We start from the raw sequence: 19,360 nt of genomic DNA on the forward strand, positions 1-19,360 counted from the left end.
AGATCGTAGACCTCAACGAGGCGATCGTCGAGGTGATAGCCCTGACCTACAGCGAAGCTGTCAAAACCGGCGTCACAGTGAGCACACGACTGGCGCCTCAGTTGCCGCGTGTCCAAGGCGATCGGGTCCAACTGCAACAAGTGATGCTGAACTTAATCGTTAACGCTATTCAGGCCATGAGTGGTATTGGGGAAGGCGCGCGCGAATTACAGATCAGCATCGATGCCGTCCCGTCCGAAGGTGGCGTGCGCGTCGGGGTGCGGGACACCGGCCCGGGGCTGAGCCCGGAGAGCCTCCCGCGTCTGTTCGAGCCATTCTACACGACCAAGCCCGAGGGCATGGGCCTATCTGTCTGCCGCTCGATCATCAAAGCCCATCGCGGACGGTTGTGGGCGTTCCCGTGCGAACCGCAGGGTGCTCTCTTTCAGTTTACGATCCCTGCCACCTAAGCGGACGGACCGTAATCGAGTCGATGTAGCTCTTTGGCACTTTCGGACCTGGGGCCATGACCGATTTGAGTCCGTTAAGCGCACGAAAACAGACGTTGTCCGCTTCCAAGTTTATGGGTTCACGCCCTGGTCATCTGGAACGCAAGTTCGTCACATTATAATGATAGCTCGAATCTCTCCCGATAGAGGAGAGCGCTTGTGGCGAATGCAGGTATGAGAGGCCGGCCGATCGCGCAGGAGCGGACGTATTTGGAGCGGCAAGTACGTCGCCATCGTGTCATCCGGCATTCCCTGCGCCCTCTCTTTTGAGAGGTGCGAAAATTACCTGCAAACCTCGGGCGATCAGCGCCGCGAGATCGCGAAGCCGTATCTGCCTGGCTGTTTGAAAATTGAATCAGAAAATTGGGCCCGTTCCGATTTAATCCTAGAACCGAGTCACGATATCCGACAACTCGTGGGGCGGATTGAGCCGAAGGCGCAATCCGCCATTTTGGCTCGATCGCTGCGGGTCATCATTGTTCTCGCATTCTCCGCTCGCCGACAGCGCAAGCGCGACGATAATTCGACATGGGGCATCGGATAGAGCACAGGCCACGTTTGCGATGTACCCCCGGGCGGCAGATTACGCCTTCGGCTCCAATCCGCCCCACGGACCTGAAATCACGAAAATACTTCCTGTTGATTGTGGCCTAGGGGCCCTTGCCGGCAACTTCGTTGATCGCAGCCATCACCTCGCCCGTCGCTGTCTGGTGAATCATGTGCCCGGTTTGAGGAACGCGGTGAAACGCGCTCTGCGAAACGTCAGAATGCAATCGGGCCGATTGCTTGTCGATGTCGATCAGCCGGTCGTCTTCGCCGGCGATGATGACGACAGGCATCTTAAGCTCCGCATACTTGTCCTCGAAATGGAAGGCATCGGGAATCATGAGCGCCGACTCGGCGGCCGAAGCGCGGATCTGCGAAGGACGAAGCGCCATCTCCTTCGGGAACTGCTCGAACTTGGCAGGCGCCGACTTGGGTCCGAAGATCTTCGCCATCATGAGCGGCCACATCAGTCTGCTGATCATGGGCGACAGCGTGTGGCCCATGATATCGCCCACAACGGGCACAGCCGGGGCGGACAGGGCCACGACGTCGGGACGCAGGGTAGGATAGTAGTAGCCCGAGGCGAGAACCAAGCCGCGCACCATGTCGGGAAACTTGAGAGCCAGGGCGACCGCCACCGATGCGCCCCAGGAGTGCCCGAGGACGATCGCCTGTGAAACGCCGAGCCGCTTGAGCGCGCGCTGGATCAATTGAGCCTGGGCATCGGGCGTCCACACGACATTGCGCGGTCGGCTGCTATGGCCGAATCCGGGACGGTCGATGATAATGACCCTGTAGTTCTTGGCGGCTAGGTCGACCAGCCCACTGGATTCGAAATCCTGGATCATGCTGCCGTTGCCATGCAGAAGCACCAGCGGCTCGCCCGAGCCTCTTTCCACGTAGTGCAGACGGACACCGTCCACATCAAGGAACCGGCCGGCTGGCGGATTGTCGTGCTCTGCCTTTTTCGCCAGATGACGGTTCAGAAGTGCGGTCGCTGCCAGCGCTCCTGCTGCGACTACTGCGGCGACCGCATAGGAATGGCCCGCTGCAACGTTCCGGTTTCGCATGACGGACGTCGGAAGCCGGCTTAGTCGGTTCACTGGGGTCATGCTCACACCGGGGGTGCCTGCACGAAACGTCGGCCACCCGACAAATGTTGCAGTGCGCGTTAAACCGCCCGCAGCACGGATCGTTCCTCAACCGCTTGAGAAGTCGCGGCTCAGGCGCATATGAGCCCGCCAGGCGCCGGGTCAGTGGCTTTTATCGGTGATGAGATCGCCAGTTGCGCTCCCGCCTGCCTCAGGAATGGAGCAGCGACGCCGTCGGCGCTATTGTCCGGATTCGGCCCGCGTACCTCAAAGGCGGCGTAACGATCAGAACCGCGTCACGATATCCGACAGTGCCGGGCGAGGGCGGTCCTCGGCGGGTTTTGACGGCGTGCCGATATGGATGAAGCCGGCGAGCTTCTCGTCCGCCTTCACGCCGAGGCCTTCGAGCACGTCGCGGTCGAACGCGAACCAGCCGGTAAGCCAGTTGGCGCCGTAGCCGAGCGCGGTGGCCGCGGTGACAATGTTCATGGCGCTGGCGCCGGCAGATAGTTCCTGCTCCCACGCCGGCACCTTGGGGTGCGGTTTGACAAAACTCACCACGGCGATCACCAGCGGCGCATCCATCAGCCGGCGCTTTTCCATTTCGACATCGGCAGCCGGAGCGCCCGGATTCTTCCGCGCAAATACTGCTGCGATGACGTCGCCGGCGCGGGCGCGCGCGTCGCCTTCGAACACTATGAAGCGCCACGGCGTCAGCTTGCCGTGATCGGGAACCCGCGAACCGATAGTCAGGATGGTCTCGAGTTCGGCCGCCGAGGGGCCGGGGCCACTCATCTCGCGCGGTTTGATGGAGCGGCGGAGTTTCAGGAGTTCAAGGGCATCGGGCAATTTAAGGGCTTTCGCTGGAAGGTTGGCGATCGGATATCACGTAGATAGGAAGCCGACGAGGCTGGTGAAGGCCTTTTTAGACCGATTGTGATCAGAATGGTGAGGATGACTGGTGTCGGCGGCTCGCGATAAAGGTCTTGGTCCCAAGGTGGGACTATGGTAAGATTCAGGCGGTGAGAGTGATAGCGCTCAGCACGATCAAGAATTATCTCGGGCGAGGCGCGGATGTTGCCGACGCCCGCGAGCCGGTCATGGCGTGGTTTCGCCAGGTGAGGCAGGCGGATTGGGCGAAGCCGGCGGACGTCAAGCGGGACATCCGCAGCGCCAGCATTCTCAAGGATGGTCGCGCTGTCTTCAACGTCGCCGGTAACAAATATCGTATCGTGGTCTGGATCAACTATCCCTATCGCGTCGTTTATATCAGGTTTGTCGGCACGCATCGACAGTACGACTCGATCGATGCGCAAAGCATTTAAGGATTCCGGTTATGGATATCGCGCCCATTAAATCCCATCGTGACTATCGCCGCGTGCTCAAGGAGATCGAGGGATTGATGACTGCCCGGCGCAATTCGCCCGAGGGCGATCGGCTAGATGTGCTGGTCACGTTGGTGGAAGCGTGGGAGCGCAAACATTACCGGCTCGATCTGCCGGACCCTGTGGAGGCGATCAGGTACCATATGGAACAGAGCGGTTTGCAGCCGCGCGATCTCATTCCTTTTATCGGCAGCCGGAATCGCGTGCACGAAGTGCTAAATCGTCGGCGTGAACTCACACTCAACATGATCAGACGGCTGCACGAGGGACTTGGCATTCCCGCCGAATCCCTGATCAAGATCGGGCAGAACAAGGCTGCCTAAATCGACGGTGCCGGCTTCACCGGCATCTTCGCCGCCCGCTCCAAGAGGTCCTTCCCGAGGTCTTCCAGAATTTCCCGCGTTGCCAGAAACAGGCTGTGGCCCTGTTCGGTTTCGATCGCCAGCGCCACCACCGTCGGCCGGTTGGGATCCGGGATCAGCTGGTAAGCCCGGATCGGAAAAGCGGGAAGCTCCTGCTCGTCAGCCATCAGGTCTCGAGCCTGGCCCGCTTGACGTCCGGCGGGGTGGCTTCCTCGACCAAGGCCGCCAGCGCCTCGTCGGTCGGCATCACCTTTTGGCCTTCGCTGCCGAGCCGGCGGACCGAGACCGAATGGGTCTCGGCTTCCTTCTTGCCGACGACGAGAAGGGCCGGGATTTTCGCCAGCGAGTGTTCGCGGACCTTGTAGTTGATCTTCTCGTTGCGCAGATCGATCTCGACGCGCAGGCCCGCGCGCCGCGCCGCGGCGGCGACCACCTTGGCGTATTCGTCGCCTTCGGAGGTGATGGTGGTGACGACGGCCTGCACCGGTGCCAGCCAGAGCGGGAAGTTACCGGCGAAATGCTCGATCAGGATTCCGATGAAGCGCTCCATCGAGCCGCAGATCGCGCGATGCACCATGACCGGCACCTTCTTGGAGCCGTCGGCATCGATGTAGAACGCACCGAATCGTTCCGGCAGGTTGAAGTCGACCTGCGTGGTGCCGCATTGCCAGTCGCGGCCGATGGCGTCGCGCAGCACATATTCGAACTTCGGTCCGTAGAACGCGCCTTCACCGGGATTGATCGCGGTCTTGATGCGGTTGCTGCCGCTGGCCTGAATTTCCGACAGCACGGTGGCCATCACGCGCTCGGCGTGATCCCACATCTCGTCGGTGCCGACGCGCTTCTCCGGCTTGGTCGAGAGTTTGATCGTCAGCTCACCCTCGAAGCCGAAATCCGCATAGGTCGACAGGATCAGATCGTTGATCTTGAGACATTCGTCGGCGAGTTGCGCTTCGGTGCAGAACACATGCGCGTCGTCCTGGGTGAAGCCGCGCACGCGCATCAGGCCGTGCATCGCGCCCGACGGCTCATAGCGGTGCACCACGCCGAATTCGGCGAGCCGCAGCGGCAGGTCGCGATAGCTCTTCAGGCCATGCTTGAAGATCTGCACATGGCCGGGACAGTTCATCGGTTTGAGCGCAAACCAGCGCTTGTCCTCGGCCTCGTCGCCGGCGGATTGCGCCGCGAACATGTTCTCGCGGTACCAGTCCCAATGGCCTGAAGTCTCCCACAGCACCTTGTCGAGGATCTGCGGCGCGTTGACCTCGCTGTAATCGCCGGTCAGGCGGCGGCGCATATAGGCGATCAGCGCCTGGAACACCGTCCAGCCCTTCGGGTGCCAGAACACCACGCCGGGGCCTTCCTCCTGGAAGTGAAACAGGTCGAGCTCGCGGCCGAGCTTGCGGTGGTCGCGCTTCTCGGCCTCCTCGATCTGCTTCAGATAGAGGTCGAGGTCTTCCTGCTTCGCAAACGCCGTGCCGTAGATGCGCGTCAGCATCGGGTTGTTGCTGTCGCCGCGCCAATAGGCGCCCGCGACCTTCATCAGCTTGAACGCGTTGCCGACCTTGCCGGTCGAGGTCATATGCGGCCCGCGGCAGAGATCGAACCAGTCGCCCTGGTAATAGATCTTGATCGGCTCGTCGCCGGGAATGGCGTCGACCAGTTCGACCTTGAAGGCTTCGCCCTTGTCGCGAAACACCTGTTTTGTCTTCTCGCGCGACCAGACTTCCTTGGTGAAGGGTTTGTCGCGCGCGACGATCTCGCGCATCTTCTTTTCGATCGCGGCGAAATCTTCCGGCGTGAACGGCTCGTTGCGGAAGAAGTCGTAATAGAACCCGTTCTCGATCACCGGACCGATGGTGACCTGCGTGCCCGGCCACAGCGACTGCACCGCTTCGGCGAGCACGTGGGCGGCGTCATGCCGGATCAGTTCCAGCGCGCGCGGGTCGTCGCGGTTGACGAACTCGATCCTGGCGTCGCCCGAGATCGGATCGTTGAGGTCGGCGACCACGCCATCGAGCGCCATCGCCACCGTGCGCTTGGCCAGCGACGGCGAGATGCCCTTGGCGATCTCGAGCCCGGTAATGTCCTGGGGAAATTCGCGCCTGGCGCCATCGGGGAAGGTGAGGGTGATTTTTTGCACGGGTTCGGCCGGTTTCAAGTTCGCAAGGCCAAATTGGAATCCCGGTGCGGGTGCATTGCTGTCAGGCATTGGCGTCTCCTTGAGCTCACTCCTGCGAACGAGCGCAGGTAAGCGGGAACAGGCGGTATAGCAGGGGATTCGGCTCCTGCAATCGGGCAATATCAAGAAAATCGGCGGCCGATCCCTGCGATGATACGTATCCCGCTCCTGTGAGGTCTCTTGGTGGCGACCTGTCCGCCGCCAAAAGCCACCGTGAAGGCGATTGGTTCACGCGAAGGCGTTGCGCAGTAACGGCCCTCAGCGCTCGGCGCCGGCGTCTCCTACGTGCAGTTGAATGCAATCCAACGCTGCGCGCCGCACGCTTTGTCGGAGCGGCCGTGGTCGCGCTGACGCGTGCGATGCAAGCGGGCCCAACGCCAAAGTTCCACACACCGCGTCGTGACAAGACCAGGTTCGCGTGCTTCTCTCGCCCGTGGGGAATCCGAGGGGGCATCGTGAGGGTAGGCAATACCGCGGCCTGTGCCGCTTTAGTGGCGCTTCAGTTCGCGGCCGTGGCGCTGGCATCGCCGGATAGCGCGATGGCCCGCGAGCAGCCAAGCGGTTGCAAGGTCGGTCCGCTGAAGAGCACCAGCGAACTGGATGACCGTGTCGCCGCCTGCACGATCCTGATCGATTCAAGCCGGTCCCCGGCGAAGCTGGCGCTGGCGCTGTCGTACCGCGCGCAGAGCCTCCTCAACCAGAAGAAATGCGATGCCGGGTTTGCCGACCTGATGCGCGCCAAGGACGTCTCGCCCTCCAAGAAGAGCTCCGCCTATTACGATCTGCATCTGTGGATCTCGTACTACTGGCAGCACTGCAAAGGCGATTTCGATCGCGGCATCGAGGTGTTGAACGAAGCCGCTGCGATCCTGCCCCGCGATCCCGCGGTCTATAACCAGCGGGCCAACATGTTCAGCGACAAGGGTGATCATGCGGCGGCGCTTGCCGACATCAACCGCTCGATCGCCTTGATCAACAACGATCCCTATCGCGCCTCGGCTTACAACAACCGGGCGCTGATCCTGAAGACGATGGGGGAGTATGAAAAGGCGGCCGCCGATTTCGGCGTTGCGATCAAGCTCGCGCCCAAGAACGCCAAATATTATGCCAACCGCGGCGACGCCTGGCGTCGCACCGGAAACCTCGAGCGTGCGTTGCAGGACCAGGACCGCGCCATCGAGCTCTACGCCGGCGGTCCCGGCATCGCCCTTGGCCTGACGCTGCGCGGCGAGACACTGCGTTACATGGGCGAATACGACCGGGCGCTTTCCGACTTCAACCAGGCTGTCCGGATCGAACCGGATTTTGCGCCGGCGCTCACCGGCCGCGGACTGACGTTCGAACGCACCGGCGATCTCGAGCGCGCGAAATCCGAGTTCCGCACCGCGCTGTCGATCAGCGAGAATTCCGGCCGGGGCGACCTGTCGAAATCCGCGCGTGAAACCGCCGAGGCGCGACTTGCGGCGCTTTCCTCGGGTGTGCCGCAGCCGACCATCCTTCCGGTCCCCGTCAGGGCGGCCTCGACGAATTCGGTGCCGACCCCGGCCGTTGCGACACCCGTCGTGGCACCCGCTGCGGCCAAGGCTACCGCGGCAAAACAAGGCCGCCGGGCCGCGCTGATCATCGGTAACTCCGCCTATAAATCGGTACGGGCGCTCGAGAACCCGGGCCGTGACGCCGAAAAAATCGCGGGCACATTGCGTGCAATCGGCTTCGATAGCGTCACGGTCGCCATCGACGTGACGCGCGAGAAAATGACCGAGGCGCTGCGCACGTTTGCGGCGGCCGCCGACAAGTCCGACTGGGCGATGGTCTATTATGCCGGCCACGGAATCGAGGTGAATGGCGTCAATTACCTGATACCGGTCGATGCCAAACTGGCATCCGGCCGCGACGCCCTGTTCGAGGCGATGCCGCTGGATCAGGTGATGGCGGCGATTGATGGCGCGAAGAAGCTCAAGCTCGTGATGCTCGATGCCTGCCGGGACAATCCGTTTGCGAATGCCTCCACGTCAACTCAGGTGCCGGTTGCCGCCGCGCGGGCGCCGGCTTCGAACGAAGGCGACACGCGCGGCGCGAAGACGCGCTCAGTCGGTCGCGGGCTTGGCGAGGTCAAGGTGCAGGGCGCATCGCTGGTCGTTTACGCCGCCAAGCATGGCGAGACCGCGCTGGACGGCGAGGGGGATTATTCGCCGTTCGCGGTCGCGGTTGTGCAGCGGATCGCGACGCCAGGCGTCGAGATCAACAAGCTGTTCCGTCTCGTCCGCGATGACGTGATGGAGGCGACCGCCGGACGCCAGGAGCCTTACACGTATGGTTCGCTGCCCGGACGCGAGGACTTTTTCTTCGTGAACCGATAACGCTTCAATCCGCCATCCGCGTCAGCACAGCCTTGAATGTGACGCCGGGCAATTGCAGCGCGGTGCCTTCGAAGTCGACCATGCTGCCGTTGTCGGCCCCCTTTAGCGTCAGCGTGACCATGTCGGTCCCGAACAGCGGCTTGAAAGCCGGATCGGGGTTGTGACGCTCTGTGGTGACCTTGGCCTGAATGCCGTCGCCCTTGTCGGTGTAATTGCCGATGAACGCGAAAGCCGAATTGCCGCCCCGAAGCTTGCCGCCGAAGGCGTAAATCACCCCGGTGCCGGTTCCATGAACCGTATGAAATTCAACCTTGTATAAGCCGTCCTGCAAAATCCATCCCCAAAAGTTGTATAAACTAATTGATGCACCCTATGGTGCGGGCCTGCGTCGGGCAATGCTGCGCGCCCTAAATCGTTGGGCCATCAACATCACAATTCGATCAGTGGAATTCAGCGGTACGATGGGAAGGAGCTGGAAGAAGCCTTCGATCGCTGAAGCGACCGATTACCGGTTCGCGGGCGACGGCGCGCTGGCGATCCGGGTCAGCTGTGGCGAAGCCGCCATCTTGACCAGCACGTCCTTGACCGGATGCTCGGTCCAGGCCTGCGTGACGTAATCGCGATGCGTGATGCCATTGCGCGTCTGCACGAACACGACGCTGCCGGGGCGCAGCGGCCCGTCCATGTTCTCGGTGACGGTGATACCCTTGTCGCGCAGCATCTCGATCAGTTCCTGGTCACGGCGCTTGGTGTAGCGGGTGTAGGAGCTCACGAAGAAGCCGGAACGGTTGTTCGCGATCCAGCTGGCGAACTTGTCGAGTTCGCCATAGACGGCGTCGAGCAGGAACACGCCGCGGACGCGGTTAGTCGCGCCGCCGACGTCGAGGCTCCAGGCGGTCGGCAGGAAACCGCCGCTATAGCCGACGATGACGATCGGCATGTTGGCGAACGCCTGCGCCGATTTCGGGTCGCCGGTGAGGCGGGCGAGGTGGCTTGCCGACTCGTCCATGAAGCGCTTGAAGCCACCGGGCTGCCAGAACTTGCCGGCGCTAGAATCGGCGGCGTTCACCGCCAGCTGCGGCGCCAGCAGCACGGCGTTCACACCTGAATCCGAAATCTGCTGCGGCACCAATTGGCGGTCGCGGACATCGCGTTCCAGCGTTGCGCCGTTGCCGTGGAAGAACACCACGATCACGCCGGGCTTGCGGACGTCGAAGGTCTCGGGGACGTGCACCAGCACGCGGCTGTCATTGTAGGTCTCATCCTGCCAATAGACCCGGCCGCCATAGCTGCGATGGCCTTTGCGGTCGCCCTTGGTGATGTTGAGGAACGGCGCCTCGGAGCGCGGATTGGTGCCGAAATAGGGGAAGGCGGAGGATTTCATGCTGACCAGCGTGGTCAGTTCTTCGCGCTCACTCTGGCGCGGAAGTGTCAGCGTGGGATTGAGCGAGGCGACCCTGACCGGCTCGGCCCGCACCTTGCGTTGAGACGGGGTTGGGGCCAGCGCAACCTGCTGCGCCAGGCTCTCGCTTGGCGTCGGGAAACGGTCGGCGAATTGCGGCTGCGGGAAGCGGTCTTCAAAACTGTCGCCGGCGGTAGCGTGGGCGTTCGCGGCCAGCATGCCGGCAGGGGGCGCCTTGCCGCATTGAACAAGAACAAAGGACAGCGGTACAAAAAGCGAAGCGACCGCGATCCAGTGCCAACGACGAGGACGGGCATGCCGGGGCTGGGCACGACGCTGCGCGACCGGGGAAATCACCCGGTCCGCGCGCTGACGTATCTGGAATTTCGGATCTGCTCCGACCATCCACCCAGTGCCCCAAGAACCACCTGAGAACCACCCAAGATCCACCGTTAACTGGCGTACCTCGATCGTGTTTAGGCGACGTTAAGCTTCCGGAGCAAACTCCCCACATCCGGAAGTCCGGAGGAGACCATCCAATCGTGTCCTGATTGTGGGCCCCGCCATCTTGTTTTCGCAATGTCGGGGTGCACTGCAAAGGCCAAAGAGACTTCCATGGGTATTTAGATACCCAAATTGTTACCTGGTTTAAATCATTGTTAACGCTGCTTGAATTGGGCGGCTCCAGCCTGCACCATGAGGGTTCAGGCGTGCGGCGCTGAAGGTACGGTCGAAATGGCGGCATCAGAAACGGGCAGCGCGGCATGGTCCGGCCCGCGTCCCGGCGGCGGCTCGACCATTTCGGTCGTGGTAGCGATCTCCATCGTCGTTGCCGACATGGTCGGCGTTGGCGTCTTCACCAGCCTGGGCTTTCAGGTCAAGGACATCCCTTCCGGCTTCTCGATCCTGTTGCTGTGGACCGTCGGCGGTATCGTCGCGCTGTGCGGGGTGTTTGCCTATAGTGAGCTCGGGGCGATGTTTCCGCGCTCGAGCGGCGAGTACAACTTTCTCGGCCGCGCCTTTCACCCGGCCTTCGGTTTTGTGGCGGGCTGGGTTTCGGCGACCGTTGGTTTTGCGGCACCCGTCGCACTCGCCGCGATGGCGTTCGGCGAATACGGCAAATCGGTCTTTCCGGACGCACCACCGCTGGCGCTCGCCATCGGAGTGGTCTGGCTGGTGTCGCTGGTGCAGCTCACCGGCGTCAGGCACTCCAGCACCTTCCAGTTGATCGCGACCATCCTCAAGGTGCTGCTGATCGTGGCCTTCCTGGTCGCCGGATTTCTGATGGCGACGCCGCAGCCGTTGTCGTTCGCGCCGTCCGCGTCCGACTTCTCCCACATCGTCAGCGCGCCGTTCGCGATCAGCCTGGTGTTCGTGATGTATTCGTTCTCGGGCTGGAATGCGGCGACCTATATCATCGGCGAGGTGCACGATCCGGAGCGCAACGTGCCGCGCGCGATGCTGGCGGGGACGCTGATTGTGCTGGTGCTTTATGTGGCGCTGAACGCGGTGTTCCTGCACTCGGCGCCGATCGACAAGCTGGCGGGCCAGCTCGACGTTGCCCGCGTCTCCGGCAGTTACATCTTCGGCGAGTTCGGCGGCCGCATCGTCGGCGCGATGATCTGCGTCGGTCTGATCTCCTCGATCAGCGCGATGATGTGGATCGGACCGCGGGTGATGATGACCATGGGCGAGGACATTCCGGTGCTGCGCCCGTTCGCGCGCCGGTCGAGCGGCGGCGCGCCGCCCTACGCCATTCTGTTCCAGCTGACGGTGGCGAGCCTGATGCTGTTCACGCGCAGTTTTGAAGCGGTGCTCGAATTCATCCAGTTCGCATTGTTGTTCTGTTCGTTCTTCACCGTGCTCGGCGTGATCAAGCTGCGCATCACGCACCCCGACCTGCCGCGGCCCTATCGCGCCTGGGGATACCCGGTCACCCCGGTGGTTTTCCTGCTCGTGACCGGCTTCATGATGTACTATCTTTTGACCGAACAACCGCTGCGGGTGTTCCTTGGTGTTTTGATCATGCTTTCAGGACTTCTGATTTACGCCGTTTTCCGCAAGCGGGCCGACCAAGGCCCGGTGGCCGCGTCTGTCGGTAGCGAATGAAGATGCGTGCCTCGTTGAAAATTGCCTCGTTGAAAATTGCCGCGGTGAGAATTGCCTCGTTGAGAATCGTAGCGCTGGTGGCTGCGATGTTGTTCGTGGTGATGCTGCCCGCGCGCGCCGCCGATCCGGCGACCGCCGACGATACCGCCAGGTTTCTCGCCGGCATGATGCCCTCGGCCGACTCGCCGCTGATGCCGCTGACCAGGGAGCCGGCCTGGCAGCGCCACGCCAAATTCTTCGACAATGCGTTCGCGCAGCTCGAGCAGCGGCAATTGTCGAAGATCCGCGCCTGGGCGGACAGCAATCTGGCGGCACCGCGGCCGACCATGTTCTACATGTTCTCGGGGCCGGACTTCCTCTATGCCAACGCGTTCTACTCGAAGGCGACGACCTATGTGCTGAGCGCGCTGGAGCCGCCGGGCTCGGTGCCGGATCTGACAAGATTGCCGCGCGGCGGCGTCAGCGCCGCGCTCCACAGCGTGGAGCGTTCGCTGAGTTCGATCCTGAGCTTCAGCTTCTTCATCACCAAACAGATGAAGACCGATCTGAGTGCCGGCCAGATCAACGGCACCTTGCCGGTCCTCTATGTGTTTCTGGCGCGCTCGGGCAAGACCATCCGCAGCGTCACGCCGGTGGCGCTGGACGACAAGGGCGCGGCGTATTTCGGCAACGAGAACCCCGGGCCGAACGCGGTGCGCGGCACGCGCATCGTCTTCGCCGGCAGCGACGGCGCGGAAAAGACGCTGTATTATTTCTCGACCGATCTTTCCAATTCCGGCGTCAAGGTCACGGGCTTCCTGAAATTCTGTTCGACGCTGGCGCCCGGCAACAGCCTGATCAAGAGCGCGTCCTATTTGCTGCACTCCGGCAATTTCACCACGGTGCGCGATTACATCCTCGCCAACAGCGCCACCATCATCCAGGACGATTCCGGCGTTCCGCTTCACTACTACAGCCCGAAGAAATGGCGCTTCTTTCCGTTCGGCCGTTATGCCGGCCCGATCGACGAATTCCCGGGACGATATCAGCAATCCTATGCCGAGCTGTTCAGGCGCGCGCAGCCGATGGATTTCGGTATCGGCTATCGCTGGCGCACGCATGAATCGAACCTGCTGCTGTCGGTCAGGTTGCCCGACGACGGTTCCGGCAGTCAGGAGACGTCATCGGCCGAGCCGCCACCACCGCCGCCACCGCGTCCCAGAAAGCCGCGTCCGCCGGCGCCGATCGAACCGCAGCCGCGAGGCGGCTTCTTCTTCTGGCGCTAGAGTTCGTTCGGCTTAATTTCAATGCGCCGTGTTCGCCAGCGCGCATCGACTACGGCGCGTTGACGCCGCGCCATCGGCCGTAGCGCCACGGCAGATACCATCGCGCACCCGGTGGTTTTGCGAGCGGGACGTTGTCGATGCCGGACGTGCCCCACGGCTGACAGCGTAATATCCGCGCCAGCGTCATCCATCCGCCACCCCAAAGACCGAAGCGTTCGATGGCCTCGTCGCCATAGACCGAGCAGGTCGGCAAATGCCGGCAGTTGTAGCCGACCAGCGGCGACAGCGTGTGCCGGTAAATCCAGATCAGCCCGCGCCCCGCGTTGCGGGGCAAGCGCCGGACCGTCGTGGCACAATCTGTGCAATGTGATTTTGTGCACTGTGATGACGGCATGAATGACTGTTCCATATGGCTTGCCCGAATGATCTCCGTACTCTTGCGGGGTTCCAAGGTAAGGAACTGAACATACGCAGATATTTACGCCACAGTTGGAAATTATCCGATGGTTTATGGGCGATGCAGCAAAGGTACTATGGACGCTCGCAAGGCGCACGGTTACCTTTTTGATAACGCTGGTATGACAGAATCATGCGGCGTTGAAGTGGGGCCATTGCCGTTGCTCGCCGTTAGGGCTTGGGGGAAGGAACCAAATTGAGGTTTGTGACGTCGGCTAAAATTCGCGGTTTGGCGCTGCTTGGCGCCACCGCCCTTTGTATCGCATTGCCTGGCGAGATCGCGACGCCGGTCAACTCGGCGCACGCCGGCGTTAGCCTCGAAGAACGCAAACTGCCGATGCACTTCAAGTGGGTCGCATGCCAGCCGGACTGCAAGGGCTGGGTCTCCGCCGTCGGCATTGTCACCGCGGACAGTCCCAAAGCATTCGAAGAGTTCGCGCGCGATCGCCAGCTTGGCGGCGCCACCATCGTGCTCGATTCCAGCGGCGGCTCGGTCAACGATTCCATTGCGCTCGGCCGCAGGTTCCGTGCCCTCGGCGCGCTGACCACGGTCGGCACCACCGTGCGCATGCAGACGACGCAGGGCGAGCGCGCTCATGTCGTTCCGGAAGCCTATTGCGAGTCGATGTGCGTGTTCCTGCTGCTGTCGGGCAAGACGCGGTATGTCTCGCCGGCCTCCCATGTCCGCGTGCATCAGATCTGGATGGGCGATCGCGCCGACGACGCCAAGGCGGCAAGCTATACCGCGCAGGACCTGATGATCGTGGAGCGCGACATCGGCCGGCTCGCCAAGTTCACCTTCGACATGGGCGGAACCGGCGATCTGTTGTCGCTCGCGCTGAGCGTGCCGCCGTGGGAAGATCTGCACAAATTGTCGGCGGCCGAATTGCGGCTGACCAACCTGATCACGACGGACGCCCTAACCGACGTGCTGCCGCGTGATTCATCGACGCCGGTTGCCGAACTGAAATCCAAGCCGACGCAGGATCGCTTCGTCAGCTCCGCGGTCGAAGAGCAGGCGCCTGTGCATCCGGCGAAGTCGACCAAGACCGCTGAAGCCGCGGTTCCCACCGGCGGCACCGCCGCGCCGGCGGCTCAGCCGCAGCCCGCGAAGTAAGCCGCACGATCGGTGTCATCATCCGCGAAAGCGGATGATCCAGTACGCCGCGGCGTCCGTAGTTGATCGAGAATTCCCGGCGTACTGGATGCCTGCCTTCGCGGGCATGACAATGAGCGCCTACGCCGGCTGCTTCGCTCTGGCCTCGATCTGGCCGATGGCATCGACCACGGCATCGAAGGTCAGCATGGTCGAGGCGTGGCGGGCCTTGTAGTCGCGCACCGGCTCCAGCAGCGCGATGTCGGCCCATTTGCCCTGCGGCGGCTGGCCGTTTTCCTTCAGCATCTTGCGCACGGTCTCGCGCAACTCGCGCAGCTCGCTCGCGGTCGAGCCGATGACATGGCTCGCCATGATCGAGGAGGAGGCCTGTCCGAGGGCGCAGGCCTTCACGTCATGGGCGAAGTCGGAAACCACCGGCCCGTCCATCTTGAGGTCGATCTTGACGGTGGAACCGCACAGTTTGGAATGGGCGGTGGCGCTGGCGTCGGGGTCGGGGAGGCGGCCCAGACGGGGGATATTGCCGGCCAACTCGATGATGCGCTTGTTGTAAATGTCGTTCAGCATGGAGCGAGGTCTCGGGCCCGTGGGCGGAACCGCCCTTGGCGGCAGGGTTTCACCGTCCTATATATGGACGGTCATGGCGGAAATACAGTCCGGCCATGTTGCCACGGCGGCCTGATTGGAAGCCAATTCTACCCCGGTGGTGCTAGGTTCAAGGGGACTCAGGCGTCCGGCGGCGAAGCCGCCCCGTCTGCCCGGTGACACTCCGGTCTGAAGACCGGTCGAACGGAGAAGACATGGACGCATTGATCAAATCCCTTCGCCCCAGCAAGACTGATGTCAAATCGCCTGACGTGGCGCCGGACACCCGCCCCGCCGAACTCGATCCCGCCGAATTCCTGGCCGCCGCCGTCCGTGCCGATCAGCCGCGCCCGTCGCGCGCCGAGGCCGAAGCGGCCGTGCATACGCTGCTGAGCTATATCGGCGAGAACCCCGGCCGTGAGGGCTTGCTCGATACCCCGCGCCGGGTCGTCGAGGCCTTCGATGAACTCTACCAGGGCTATCACCAGTGCCCGGCCGAAGTGCTCGACCGCACGTTTGGTGAAACCGCGGGCTATGACGATTTCGTCCTGATCCGCGACATCGAATTCACCTCGCAATGCGAGCATCACATGATGCCGTTCTATGGCAGGGCGCATATCGCCTATACGCCGGTCGAACGGGTCGTGGGGTTGTCGAAGCTCGCGCGCCTGACCGACATCTTCGCGCGCCGCCTGCAGACGCAGGAGCATCTCACCGCGCAGATCGCAGCCGCGATCGACGAGGTGCTCAAGCCCCGCGGTGTTGCCGTCGTGATCGAGGCGGAGCATACCTGCATGTCGGTGCGCGGCGTCGCCAAGCACGGTGCGATGACCTTCACCAGCCGCTATACCGGCATGTTCCGCGACAATCCGGCGGAGCAGGCGCGTTTCCTGTCCATGGTGCGAGGACCGGCCCGGTAACCTCGCTTTCCATTTTGTTTTGACGCGTTTTCTTCACGCGAACCGGTATCCACTTCGCTCGAAAACGCTATGGAATTCGCGAGGCCCGCCGTGTCCACATCTGCAGATATCAACGACCGCGAGGAAGGGCTGGCGTTCCAGCCCAAATTCGACGCGTCGGGTCTTCTGACCTGCGTGGCGACCGATGCTGCGACCGGCGACGTGCTGATGGTCGCGCACATGAACGACGAGGCGCTGCGCAAGACCATCGCCAGCGGCGAGGCCTGGTACTTCAGCCGCTCGCGCGGGCGCCTGTGGCGCAAGGGCGAGAGCTCCGGACACACCCAGCGCGTGGTCGAGATGCGGATGGATTGCGATCAGGACGCAATCTGGATTCGCGTCGAGCAGCACGGCGCGGCATGTCACACCGGCCGCCAGTCGTGCTTCTACCGCGCGGTGGCGGCGGGAGATGGCGGCACACAGTTGTCGTTTGTCGATGCGGACCGACTGTTCGATCCGAACGCGGTGTATCGTAAGTGACCCGTTATTCAGCAGCGAGAGCCAGGAATCCATAATCACGATCGTGAGCATGAAGTTCACGCATTGGGCCGCGTGCTGCGGCTAACGCTTGATCGGATTGTGCGCCTCCGCCGCCTCGTCGATGGGCACGTTAGCGCCATGCGCGATGGCCAAACCTTCGCCCCGGGGGACCAGCACTAGCGACATGCGATCCTTGCCGGGCGGTCTCATTTCCCCATTTGGCCGTCGATAGCCGCCCATCGACCAGCGTACGACCGCAACGAAAGCCCCGCCGGGCAATGTTTCAATGCTTTCAATTTCTTCGAGTTTGCACGATCTATTCTTGAACAGCAGATCGAAAAATACCTGATGCGCTTTTTGTACTTCTGCTTTTCCGCGCCAATGCATCCCGACGACGTTGACCCAATGAATGTCATCCGTCGCGAGCTGCCACATAGCGTTCATGTCCGAAGCGTTCCAGGCAGCTTCCCACCCGTCCAGCACGGCCTTGACCTCTGCAACTGCCCTGTTGTTGATTGTTGGCATTGGATCACCTCTGAGGACCGAACGAGGCATCGTAACTTCTCGGATTGATTTGGCTAGACTGCTCGCCGTCCGTTGTCACCGGCATACCAGGCGCTCCTTCCATTAAGGCTCAATGCCAGAGGGCCGGACAACGTGGTGATCGCGGGTGGGATTGAAGACTAAGCGCTCTCGCCGGACGCTCGATAATTACTCCGATGGCTTGACGCCAAGATCGCGCAGGATACCGAGCATCACATCACTGTCGCGCTTGAAAATACGAGCCGTCGTTTCGAGATTGGCAGGCGAACTCAGAATAAAGTTGTTCAGCATCTGCTGGACCTTGGAGTCGGATCCGGCCTGGATCAATAGCTCCGAGATCCGCTGGACGATATCCTGCGGCGTTCCGGTTGGTACAGCGAAGGTGGTGAATGCGCGCAGGTCGTAGAAGTCGCCGACGGCGCCCTGTTCAGTCATTGTGGGCGTGTCCGGATAGGGTGGCAGGCGGCTGCCTACCACGCCGATCAGGTTTCCGGTCCCCCAGCCATCATTCGATTACCTTGTCGGCGCGAGCGATAACCGCTGCCGGAATGCTCAATCCAAGTGCGGCAGCCGTCTTGAGGTTCAAGGCAAGTTCGAAGCCGACCGGTTGCTCGACCGGAAGCTCTGCTGGTTTGGCTCCCTGAAATATCTTGGCTGTGTATTGCGCCGTTTGTTTACCCATCAGAGCGAGGCTTGCCCCATAGCTCGCGAGGCCACCTAAGTCCACGTAGGCGCTGAATTGGTAAATCGCTGGCATCTTCTTGCCGGCGGCCAGTAAAACAATTTGTGGCTCTATTGGACCAGCAAGAACGAAAAGCGCATCGCACTTTTCTTGTACCATTGTTTCGAAAGCCTGGCCGAGATCATCACGGGAGGGAGCGGAGATTGGGATCGTTACCAGACCTAACGTCTTGGCAGCAGCCTCCGCTTCTTCGAACAGCCGCTTATGGGTAGCGTTGGACCGCCCCAGGACGGCCACCCGTGTTGCTGCGGGCAGGATACTGTGCAGAAGTTCAAGTGATTTGCCGACTGTGTCGGAGAACATCGTGGCCACACCGGTCAGATTTCCCCCGGGATGCGCCAAACTCTTGATAAAGCCCAAAGCGACCGCATCGCCGACGCCCCACATCACAATAGGAGTGGTTGCAGTTGCTCGTCGCGCGGCGGCTATCGCAGGTGTAGCGACTGCGACTACTACGTCTGGTCTTAAAGCAATCAACTCGTTCGCAAGCTGATCGAGGCGTTCGTAATGCCCCTCCGCTGCTCTGCGTTCGATCACAAGGTTTTTGCCATCCACGTACCCGAGCTTCCGCAACTCGTCCCGGAAAACCTCGAACAGGGCACGCTGGACTTCACTTTCCCAAGAGTCTGTGTTTAGGAAAGCCAGACGCCACACTTTCCGAGACGATTGCTGCGCGCGCGCAAACGGCAGCCATGCCAAAGTCGCGCCGCTCGCCAGCGTGATCACATCTCGCCGCCTCATGTCAGCGCATCCTCCTTTGCAGCGCTCAATGGGGTGCAGTGATAGCACATTCACCTATGTCTGCTCAGGGGTCATCAACCGACCTAACGGCACCGAAATTCGACTTCCGCGCTTCGCCCGAAACCGGACTCAAGTCGACATGGGGTCATGTCCGCTTCGTGCCGACAGCGGAAGTTTCCCAGGGTCAAGAGTGTCAGAAGCGGAGGCGGCCTCGCCGGACGCTCGCTAGTCACTCCGACGGCTTGACGCCAAGATCGCGCAGGATACCGAGCATCACATCACTGTCGCGCTTGAAAATACGAGCCGTCGTTTCGAGATTGGCTGGGGAACTCAGCAGAAAGTTGTTTAGCATCTGCTGGACCTTGGAGTCGGATCCGGCCTGGATCAATAGCTCCGAGATCCGCTGGACGATATCCTGCGGCGTTCCGGTTGGTACAGCGAAGGTGGTGAATGCGCGCAGGTCGTAGAAGTCGCCGACGGCGCCCTGTTCAGTCATTGTGGGCGTGTCCGGATAGGGTGGCAGGCGGCTGCCTACCACGCCGATCAGGTT

20 protein-coding genes and 1 pseudogene are annotated in these 19,360 nt (G+C 61.9%); 9 read left to right on the forward strand and 12 right to left on the reverse strand.

The window, feature by feature from the left end; genetic code table 11:
- The first annotated feature begins 77 nt into the window (after positions 1-77).
- Positions 78-449 carry an ATP-binding protein gene (locus JQ611_RS41565; RefSeq protein ID WP_312011869.1) on the forward strand — a complete coding sequence of 124 codons (372 nt, stop codon included), beginning with the start codon at positions 78-80 and terminating at the stop codon, positions 447-449.
- 689 nt (positions 450-1,138) lie between these two features.
- Here JQ611_RS41565 and JQ611_RS05970 read toward each other — a convergent pair.
- Together JQ611_RS05970 and JQ611_RS05975 are read right to left on the reverse strand one after the other, a co-directional pair.
- A complete protein-coding gene (locus JQ611_RS05970; RefSeq protein ID WP_212464781.1) occupies positions 1,139-2,104 on the reverse strand; it encodes an alpha/beta fold hydrolase in 966 nt (321 codons plus the stop codon).
- A gap of 306 nt (positions 2,105-2,410) precedes the next feature.
- Positions 2,411-2,974: a nitroreductase gene (locus JQ611_RS05975; RefSeq protein WP_212265364.1), complete on the reverse strand. Its 564-nt coding sequence runs from the start codon at positions 2,972-2,974 to the stop codon at positions 2,411-2,413.
- Between the two features lie 173 nt (positions 2,975-3,147).
- Here JQ611_RS05975 and JQ611_RS05980 point away from each other — a divergent pair, with 173 nt between their 5' ends.
- Positions 3,148-3,450, forward strand: coding sequence for a type II toxin-antitoxin system HigB family toxin (locus JQ611_RS05980; RefSeq protein WP_409411254.1), 303 nt, complete (start codon positions 3,148-3,150; stop codon positions 3,448-3,450).
- Positions 3,451-3,461: 11 nt separating this feature from the next.
- Positions 3,462-3,833 (forward strand): type II toxin-antitoxin system HigA family antitoxin, encoded by a 372-nt coding sequence (locus JQ611_RS05985; RefSeq protein WP_212265363.1) that lies wholly within the window; start codon positions 3,462-3,464, stop codon positions 3,831-3,833.
- Here JQ611_RS05985 and JQ611_RS05990 read toward each other — a convergent pair.
- Together JQ611_RS05990 and thrS are read right to left on the reverse strand one after the other, a co-directional pair.
- Positions 3,830-4,039: a hypothetical protein gene (locus JQ611_RS05990; protein WP_212265362.1), complete on the reverse strand. Its 210-nt coding sequence runs from the start codon at positions 4,037-4,039 to the stop codon at positions 3,830-3,832. The genes JQ611_RS05985 and JQ611_RS05990 overlap by 4 nt on opposite strands.
- On the reverse strand, positions 4,039-6,084 hold the full coding sequence (gene thrS, locus JQ611_RS05995; protein WP_212265361.1) for a threonine--tRNA ligase: 2,046 nt from the start codon (positions 6,082-6,084) through the stop codon (positions 4,039-4,041). The genes JQ611_RS05990 and thrS overlap by 1 nt, the downstream gene beginning before the upstream one ends.
- A gap of 425 nt (positions 6,085-6,509) precedes the next feature.
- Here thrS and JQ611_RS06000 point away from each other — a divergent pair, with 425 nt between their 5' ends.
- Positions 6,510-8,414 (forward strand): caspase family protein, encoded by a 1,905-nt coding sequence (locus JQ611_RS06000; protein WP_212464782.1) that lies wholly within the window; start codon positions 6,510-6,512, stop codon positions 8,412-8,414.
- A gap of 4 nt (positions 8,415-8,418) precedes the next feature.
- Here JQ611_RS06000 and JQ611_RS06005 read toward each other — a convergent pair whose 3' ends face one another.
- Positions 8,419-8,745: a GrlR family regulatory protein gene (locus tag JQ611_RS06005; protein WP_212265359.1), complete on the reverse strand. Its 327-nt coding sequence runs from the start codon at positions 8,743-8,745 to the stop codon at positions 8,419-8,421.
- Between the two features lie 174 nt (positions 8,746-8,919).
- Complete coding sequence (locus tag JQ611_RS06010) at positions 8,920-10,035, reverse strand: alpha/beta hydrolase (protein ID WP_409411255.1); 1,116 nt, start codon at positions 10,033-10,035, stop codon at positions 8,920-8,922.
- Between the two features lie 516 nt (positions 10,036-10,551).
- On the opposite strand from JQ611_RS06010, the gene JQ611_RS06015 reads away from it, so the two are divergent.
- On the forward strand, positions 10,552-11,925 hold the full coding sequence (locus JQ611_RS06015) for an APC family permease (protein ID WP_212464784.1): 1,374 nt from the start codon (positions 10,552-10,554) through the stop codon (positions 11,923-11,925).
- Positions 11,926-12,011: 86 nt separating this feature from the next.
- Positions 12,012-13,190, forward strand: a complete 1,179-nt coding sequence (locus JQ611_RS06020; RefSeq protein WP_249132967.1) for a hypothetical protein — start codon at positions 12,012-12,014, stop codon at positions 13,188-13,190.
- Positions 13,191-13,239: 49 nt separating this feature from the next.
- Here JQ611_RS06020 and yidD read toward each other — a convergent pair whose 3' ends face one another.
- On the reverse strand, positions 13,240-13,584 hold the full coding sequence (yidD, locus tag JQ611_RS06025; protein ID WP_212464786.1) for a membrane protein insertion efficiency factor YidD: 345 nt from the start codon (positions 13,582-13,584) through the stop codon (positions 13,240-13,242).
- A gap of 258 nt (positions 13,585-13,842) precedes the next feature.
- Between yidD and JQ611_RS06030 the strand changes: the two genes are divergently transcribed.
- Entirely contained in the window at positions 13,843-14,763 is a 921-nt protein-coding gene (locus tag JQ611_RS06030) for a hypothetical protein (protein WP_249132937.1), read from the forward strand.
- A gap of 120 nt (positions 14,764-14,883) precedes the next feature.
- Here the strand turns inward: JQ611_RS06030 and JQ611_RS06035 are convergent, their stop codons facing one another.
- A complete protein-coding gene (locus tag JQ611_RS06035) occupies positions 14,884-15,327 on the reverse strand; it encodes an iron-sulfur cluster assembly scaffold protein (protein ID WP_192734002.1) in 444 nt (147 codons plus the stop codon).
- A 233-nt stretch (positions 15,328-15,560) separates the two neighbouring features.
- Between JQ611_RS06035 and folE the strand changes: the two genes are divergently transcribed.
- On the forward strand, positions 15,561-16,265 hold the full coding sequence (gene folE, locus JQ611_RS06040) for a GTP cyclohydrolase I FolE (RefSeq protein ID WP_212385517.1): 705 nt from the start codon (positions 15,561-15,563) through the stop codon (positions 16,263-16,265).
- Between the two features lie 69 nt (positions 16,266-16,334).
- Entirely contained in the window at positions 16,335-16,784 is a 450-nt protein-coding gene (gene hisI, locus JQ611_RS06045) for a phosphoribosyl-AMP cyclohydrolase (RefSeq protein WP_212385515.1), read from the forward strand.
- 81 nt (positions 16,785-16,865) lie between these two features.
- Here the strand turns inward: hisI and JQ611_RS06050 are convergent, their stop codons facing one another.
- The 4 genes and pseudogenes from JQ611_RS06050 to JQ611_RS06065 form a co-directional block, all read right to left on the reverse strand.
- Complete coding sequence (locus tag JQ611_RS06050) at positions 16,866-17,309, reverse strand: SgcJ/EcaC family oxidoreductase (RefSeq protein WP_212385513.1); 444 nt, start codon at positions 17,307-17,309, stop codon at positions 16,866-16,868.
- A 186-nt stretch (positions 17,310-17,495) separates the two neighbouring features.
- Positions 17,496-17,762: a hypothetical protein gene (locus JQ611_RS06055; protein WP_212464787.1), complete on the reverse strand. Its 267-nt coding sequence runs from the start codon at positions 17,760-17,762 to the stop codon at positions 17,496-17,498.
- A gap of 70 nt (positions 17,763-17,832) precedes the next feature.
- Entirely contained in the window at positions 17,833-18,810 is a 978-nt protein-coding gene (locus JQ611_RS06060) for an ABC transporter substrate-binding protein (RefSeq protein WP_212464788.1), read from the reverse strand.
- A gap of 229 nt (positions 18,811-19,039) precedes the next feature.
- Positions 19,040-19,360 (reverse strand): annotated as a pseudogene (locus tag JQ611_RS06065) (tripartite tricarboxylate transporter substrate-binding protein); the annotation flags it as partial.

The organism is Bradyrhizobium sp. AUGA SZCCT0182, assembly GCF_018130185.1.
GTDB lineage: Bacteria > Pseudomonadota > Alphaproteobacteria > Rhizobiales > Xanthobacteraceae > Bradyrhizobium.

Coding starts and splice junctions, on each gene's coding strand:
- JQ611_RS05970 (WP_212464781.1), bottom strand. CDS start 2,104: ATGCGAAACCGGAACGTTGCAGCGGGCCATTCCTATGCGGTCGCCGCA.
- JQ611_RS05985 (WP_212265363.1), top strand. CDS start 3,462: ATGGATATCGCGCCCATTAAATCCCATCGTGACTATCGCCGCGTGCTC.
- JQ611_RS05990 (WP_212265362.1), bottom strand. CDS start 4,039: ATGGCTGACGAGCAGGAGCTTCCCGCTTTTCCGATCCGGGCTTACCAG.
- thrS (WP_212265361.1), bottom strand. CDS start 6,084: ATGCCTGACAGCAATGCACCCGCACCGGGATTCCAATTTGGCCTTGCG.
- JQ611_RS06010 (WP_409411255.1), bottom strand. CDS start 10,035: ATGCTGGCCGCGAACGCCCACGCTACCGCCGGCGACAGTTTTGAAGAC.
- JQ611_RS06015 (WP_212464784.1), top strand. CDS start 10,552: ATGGCGGCATCAGAAACGGGCAGCGCGGCATGGTCCGGCCCGCGTCCC.
- JQ611_RS06020 (WP_249132967.1), top strand. CDS start 12,012: ATGTTGTTCGTGGTGATGCTGCCCGCGCGCGCCGCCGATCCGGCGACC.
- yidD (WP_212464786.1), bottom strand. CDS start 13,584: ATGCCGTCATCACAGTGCACAAAATCACATTGCACAGATTGTGCCACG.
- JQ611_RS06035 (WP_192734002.1), bottom strand. CDS start 15,327: ATGCTGAACGACATTTACAACAAGCGCATCATCGAGTTGGCCGGCAAT.
- folE (WP_212385517.1), top strand. CDS start 15,561: ATGGACGCATTGATCAAATCCCTTCGCCCCAGCAAGACTGATGTCAAA.
- hisI (WP_212385515.1), top strand. CDS start 16,335: ATGGAATTCGCGAGGCCCGCCGTGTCCACATCTGCAGATATCAACGAC.
- JQ611_RS06050 (WP_212385513.1), bottom strand. CDS start 17,309: ATGCCAACAATCAACAACAGGGCAGTTGCAGAGGTCAAGGCCGTGCTG.
- JQ611_RS06055 (WP_212464787.1), bottom strand. CDS start 17,762: ATGACTGAACAGGGCGCCGTCGGCGACTTCTACGACCTGCGCGCATTC.
- JQ611_RS06060 (WP_212464788.1), bottom strand. CDS start 18,810: ATGAGGCGGCGAGATGTGATCACGCTGGCGAGCGGCGCGACTTTGGCA.